Below are 5576 nucleotides of genomic sequence, written 5' to 3'. Positions count from 1 at the left end.
TTCCAGAGCCGCGATCCGGCCTATCTGCTGCTCAAAGATATGCTGCGCGCCGCCGGTCTGCCGGACGCGCCGCAGATCGTTGGCGAGCCGGTGCGTTGGCCGTGGTTGAACCGGGGCACGCTGGATCAGGGCCCGGAAGCGGCGCGCGACTTCGTTCAGGGCTTTCTGTCGGTGCAAATGGAAGCGGCGCCGTGCGCCTGCCTGTGGCTGATCGGCTTGCCGGCGGTAAGGTTTGCCGGTGAAGCGGATGCTGAAGCGTTCAATCGTGAATTGCAGATCGAAGGCCTGGGCTCGGCCTGGGCGATTCCCGGTCTGGAATTGTTAATGGAAGAGCCACAGCGCAAGGCCGCTGTGTGGCAAGCGATGCGTCGGCTGATGGCGCGCTGGAAAGAATCGAATGAGTGACGCTGTAACGTTCCGCCCGATGACCGAAGCGGATCTGGACGCCGTACTGAAGATTGAGTTCGCTGCCTACAGCCACCCGTGGACGCGGGGGATTTTTCTTGACGGGCTGGGCAAGTACCAGATCTGGCTGATGTTCGAAGGTCAGCAGCAGGTCGGTCATGGCGTGGTGCAGATCATTCTGGATGAGGCGCATCTGCTTAACATCACGGTCAAACCGGAGAATCAGGGGCGTGGGCTGGGGCTGACGCTGCTCGAGCATCTGATGTCGCGGGCATATGCTGCAGAGGCACGCGAGTGCTTCCTGGAAGTGCGCGACAGCAACACCGCAGCTTTCAAGCTGTATGAGCGGTATGGCTTCAACGAGATTGGCCGGCGGCGCGATTATTATCCGGCGGTGGGGGGGCGTGAAGACGCGGTGGTCATGGCCTGCACCCTGGTTGACTGATTCAGCTTAAAAGCATCGCCCGCAGGCTGGCTCCCACACTGGATCGGTTCGTGCACACACAGTGTGACCAACCCCAAAACCTGTGGGAACCGGCTTGCGGGCGTAGCGGTGTGACGGGCAACAAGAATCAGCGATTGCCATCCAATGGATCGCGCCGCGCCAGTTCCGCCTCATCCAGCCCATTACCACCGCCGATGTCATCTTCATCGACCAGGCTCAAATCCCAATCCGCCGGATTGCCTTCGCCAGCCTCTTCGGCATCTCGTGCACCGTCTTCACGAATCAGCTTTTCCGGGCTCAAATCATCGTCGGTTGGTTCATGGTCAGCGGTCGATGCGCCGGTGAGGCCGGCTTCACGCACCCGCTCGTCGGGCATCAGGTGCTCGCGTTCACGCTCAGGAATCTCGTCACCGATCTTCGCACTGGGTTCGTCCTCATCGAAATCCAGCTCGTGCACCGAGCCCATGCGGTCTTCGTTATCATCGATGGGCTCCGGTTGCACCGCATCGTAGGGGCGTCGTGAATCAGTCATGGCAAATCCTCATACTGTGGGCCTTACTAGGTGGACTCACCGCATCCACGAGAATTCCAACGAAAACACTTGCGATCTTCTCGTGACCCCGACGGGTGGGCGTCTGTCATACCTGCGCATCTTTCTTGAGGCCTTACAGCATGCACGACTTACAAGACCTGATTGATAACAACGAGCGTTGGGCTGACGCGATCACCAAGGAAGACCCGGATTTCTTCGCCAAGCTGGCGCGCCAGCAAACGCCGGAATACCTGTGGATCGGCTGTTCCGATGCGCGAGTGCCGGCCAACGAAATCGTCGGCATGCTGCCGGGCGATCTGTTCGTGCACCGTAACGTCGCCAACGTCGTGCTGCACACCGACCTCAACTGCCTGTCGGTGATCCAGTACGCGGTCGACGTACTTAAAGTCAAACACATCCTCGTCACCGGCCACTACGGTTGCGGCGGCGTGCGCGCCTCGATGCAGGACCGGCAGTTCGGCCTGATCGACGGCTGGCTGCGTTCGATCCGCGATCTGTACTACGAAAAACGCGAAGAGCTGGCCAAACTGCCGACCGAAGAAGAGCAGGTTGATCGCCTGTGCGAGCTTAACGTCATCCAGCAAGTCGCCAACGTTGCCCACACCAGCATCATCCAGAACGCCTGGCATCGCGGGCAAAGCCTGTCGATCCACGGTTGCATCTACGGCATCAAGGACGGTCGCTGGAAGAGCCTGAACACCACCATCAGCGGTTTCGAGCAGTTGCCGCCGCAGTATCGCCTGCGTCCGGTCGGCGCGTTGTAAGCGCTGGTCAGCGCGCGCACTGGCGCCGCCAGCACTGCAAAAAGTGCTGGCCCTCCAGGCTCGGTGGCTCGTTGTGTCCGGTGATCCAGCCACGGCAACGTGGCGAACCGCAACCGCAGGCAAACTGGCGCAGCAGTTTGTCTTCGGTGGCGGCGTAGTCGATGGTCAGCCGCTCGCCGCTGTGGATATCTTTCAGCGCCCATAGCCATAACTCGCTCATGTCGAGAAACACGTTGGGATCGCAGGCGTGTTCGAGCAATCCGCAGAAGCGTGGATCGTAGAGGTGGATACCGTTCAGCAACTGTCGGGTCTGTCGGCAGCGATAAGGCAACAGCTGTCCCGAAACCCGACACATCCGCCGGGTGTGCAGAAATTCGCGGCGCACCGCCACCGCCAAGGGTGCGCCGTACTCGTCGTGAATGATTTCGAAGTCGGCGCGAGAGGGAAATCCGAGGCGCACGGGCAGGCCGGCAAACGGATAAATGCCTTCGGTATCGCGTGGCGCGATGTGCGCCAGGGTACGGGTGTTCATAACGATCCTTGTCGCAAGGTGCTTGCGACTTCCTTGGGTTGACGTCCTGTCAGTGCTGCTGTGTTTCAGTTTGGATCCAATCTTCGCGTAACAGGTATAACCGGTCTACTGTCAGATCTGACAGGCGATATAGACGCTTTCCCGCGTCAGCCAGGGCTGACACGGGAATCAAGCCTCTACCGATTACAGGTGCGGTGCAGGTACCACGGCGTCGGGCAACGGCGCCTTCAGTTGCTGCAATTGCGCTTTGATTGGCGTGGAGGCGCACTTGGCGGCAGCGTCTTGCTGACTCAAGTTGCGAATCGAGGTGTAAAACAGTTCGCAGGTTTTGACTTTCTGCGTGACTTGCCAGGTTTGCGTGCAGCTGTTGAGCAGCGTCGAAGGATCCGTGCCCGGTTTGCTGCCCATGCCAGCCTGCCAGCAGGCCGCGCTCAAATCCTGGCCCATGACTTTCAGGCCTGCGGCGTCAGCCTTGGCTTGTGCATCGTCGCCGGTGTAGCTTTTCGGGTCGGCGGCGTACCAGATGTAACTCGGGTGGTTCGACCCCAGCACCGGGACTTTCACGCCAGCGCTCGGGCTGATGGTCGCCAGGCCCAACACATTCACCGTCGGCCCATATTGCTGCTTGATCCAGTTACGCACCGGCGCGCCGAACGCGACCATCGGCAGTGTCGTGCCGTTGCCGGTCTGGCTGAACTGCTTGACCAGGGTGGTCTGGTAATCCTTGAAGTAGTCGTACACACCTTCCAGATCACTGCCCGCGTTCGATGGCGCGGCGATCGGGGCGATGTCGATGATGGTCTGATAGGCCGGCGTCTGCTCAGCCGGGATGCCGTTGACGGTCAGCAGCGTGGCCCAGCGATCGGTGGTGTTCGAGCGCAGATAATCCTGGGCCTGGGTCAGCGAGTAATCCGGCGGGAAGTGCAGCAGTTCGACGCTCTTGCGGTTTTCCAGGGCCATGCCCAGCGGCAGGAACAGATACCAGCTATACGCCCATTTGCCATCGGCATTGAGCTTGCTGGCGCCGGTATACGCCAGGTCGCCGGCATCGAGCAGCGCTGACAGCGGCTTGTCGTAGCCTTTGGGCACGCCGCTGATCTCGGCGTAAATCTGCCCGTTATCGTTCTTCACCAGCACCTTGGCATTGGTGTAGCCGTCGCGTTGCACGCTTTGGCTCAGGTAATGCGCGACGGTCTGTTCCAGCGTCCAGTTGCGGAAGCAGATCACGTTGCAGTTGTTGGGAAAGGCAAAGAGGCGGGTGACGCGTTCGGTGCTGCCCAGCTTCAGATCGACATCGGCGTGGGCGGCCGCGCTCAGTGTGAGCGCAGCCAGAGCCAGTGCGGCGGGGGTAATTCCTGCGAGTTTGAACATGCTCAGATCCTTTTCAGCGTGGGTTCCCCCGCGAGTCGGGGGCGCTTCATATTGGATCAGCCGTGTTGCACAGAGAAGCCGTCATTCACGGATTTTTGCGTCAGCCCGCAGGACCGGGTTTCAGGCCGGAAAGTGCAGGGCGTTGGTCAAGTCGCCCATGGGTTGCTGGCCACGGGCGATCATTGCCTCGTCACGCTGCTTGAGACCGTCGAGGGTTTCGAGCTGGAACACCCGGGTAATCAGGCGCAGGATCGACGCCGTGTCGTAGACCGTATGATCCACCGTGCCCTTGCGGGCGAACGGCGACACCACCAGCGCCGGCACCCGCGACCCCGGCCCCCAACGATCGCCCTTGGGCGGCGCGACGTGATCCCACCAGCCGCCGTTTTCATCGACGGTGACGATCACCAGCATGTTTTTCCACTGCGGGCTTTCGCGCAGCACCTTCAGGGCGCGGACGATGTGCCGATCCCCGGACGCAACGTCGGCGTAACCGGCGTGCATGTTCAGGTTGCCTTGAGGCTTATAGAACGTGACCGCCGGCAGCTTGCCGGCCTCGGCATCGGCGAAGAACTTGTTGGTACTCGACTCCTCCCCCAGACCGGCATCGCGCAGGCGTTTGTTGCGCTCCTGCGGGTTTTCCGGACCTTGTTGCTTGAAGTAGTTGAACGGCTGGTGGTGATACTGGAAGTTCGGGATTTTCGGAATGCCGCCGGAATCCTTGTACTGCTCCAGCGTCGCCTGCCAGGCCCCGGCATACCAAGCCCAGTCGACGTTTTTCTTCGACAGCTTGTCGCCGATGTGCTCGTGGGTCTGTGGCACCAGCACGTTGGGCAGATCCGGTTTGGAATACGCCGGGCGCTCCGGGTCGCGAATCCACGTCGGCCAGTAGGGCGGAGCAAGGGTGTTGACGCCGAAGCCATCCGGGGTCAGCGCGCTCGGGCCGAATTGTGGCGGCCCGCTCATGGCGCTCGCCGGCGATTGCTCCAGCGGCTTGAGGCGCGGGTCGGCGGGATCTGCGCTTTGCAGCGTGGCAATCTGCGACTTGGCCACCGAATTGGCCGCGTCCGGATAGAACGGCGCGGTGGCGCTGATCAGGTACTGGTGATTGAGGAACGAGCCACCGAAGGCACCCTGGAAGAAGTTGTCGCACAGCACGAACTCCTGCGCGACATCCCACAAACGCAGCGAGTAACGGCTCTGTGCATAGTGGCCCATGGTCAGGCCACCGGAATCGGCCCAGGCGACGAAACCGTCGTTCTTGCCACCGTTGATCTGCATCTGGTTCTGATAGAACACGTGCCACAGGTCGCGGGTGACCAGACCGAATGGCAGGTCTTCGCCATTCGGGCCTTTGAGGGCAAACGGCGCGTTGGGCAGGTTTTCCTGGAACTGGGTAGCGCTGGGGTAGGTCACGCCATCGAGGGTTTGCGGGCCGATCTGCAGCACGCCGCCCCAGACGGGCGGCAAGGTTTGCAGCAGCGAGCCATCGCGATCACGTTGTTG

6 protein-coding genes and 1 pseudogene are annotated in these 5576 nt (G+C 61.2%); 3 read left to right on the top strand and 4 right to left on the bottom strand.

Going from position 1 to position 5576, the window contains the following annotated elements; genetic code table 11:
• Positions 1 to 405: pseudogene (locus DBR24_RS04850) on the top strand (energy transducer TonB); the annotation flags it as partial.
• Positions 398 to 850 (top strand): ribosomal protein S18-alanine N-acetyltransferase, encoded by a 453-nt coding sequence (gene rimI / locus DBR24_RS04845; RefSeq protein ID WP_128614071.1) that lies wholly within the window; start codon positions 398 to 400, stop codon positions 848 to 850. The pseudogene DBR24_RS04850 and the gene rimI, both read left to right, overlap by 8 nt.
• A 127-nt stretch (positions 851 to 977) precedes the next feature.
• On the opposite strand, the gene DBR24_RS04840 is transcribed toward rimI, so the two are convergent.
• Positions 978 to 1382, bottom strand: coding sequence for a serine kinase/phosphatase (locus DBR24_RS04840; RefSeq protein WP_128614070.1), 405 nt, complete (start codon positions 1380 to 1382; stop codon positions 978 to 980).
• Positions 1383 to 1522: 140 nt separating this feature from the next.
• Here DBR24_RS04840 and can point away from each other — a divergent pair, with 140 nt between their 5' ends.
• Positions 1523 to 2167: a carbonate dehydratase gene (can, locus tag DBR24_RS04835; RefSeq protein ID WP_123376595.1), complete on the top strand. Its 645-nt coding sequence runs from the start codon at positions 1523 to 1525 to the stop codon at positions 2165 to 2167.
• 7 nt (positions 2168 to 2174) lie between these two features.
• Here the strand turns inward: can and DBR24_RS04830 are convergent, their stop codons facing one another.
• The 3 genes from DBR24_RS04830 to acpA all read right to left on the bottom strand — a co-directional run.
• A complete protein-coding gene (locus DBR24_RS04830; RefSeq protein WP_128614069.1) occupies positions 2175 to 2699 on the bottom strand; it encodes an SET domain-containing protein-lysine N-methyltransferase in 525 nt (174 codons plus the stop codon).
• Between the two features lie 183 nt (positions 2700 to 2882).
• Complete coding sequence (locus DBR24_RS04825; RefSeq protein WP_128614068.1) at positions 2883 to 4070, bottom strand: hypothetical protein; 1188 nt, start codon at positions 4068 to 4070, stop codon at positions 2883 to 2885.
• A 120-nt stretch (positions 4071 to 4190) separates the two neighbouring features.
• On the bottom strand, positions 4191 to 5576 hold a 1386-nt coding region (gene acpA / locus DBR24_RS04820), incomplete at its 5' end, for an acid phosphatase (protein ID WP_128614067.1).

The organism is Pseudomonas sp. HMWF006, assembly GCF_003061205.1.
Lineage (GTDB): Bacteria > Pseudomonadota > Gammaproteobacteria > Pseudomonadales > Pseudomonadaceae > Aquipseudomonas > Aquipseudomonas monsensis.
This window is presented reverse-complemented; position numbering and strand designations above follow the sequence as displayed.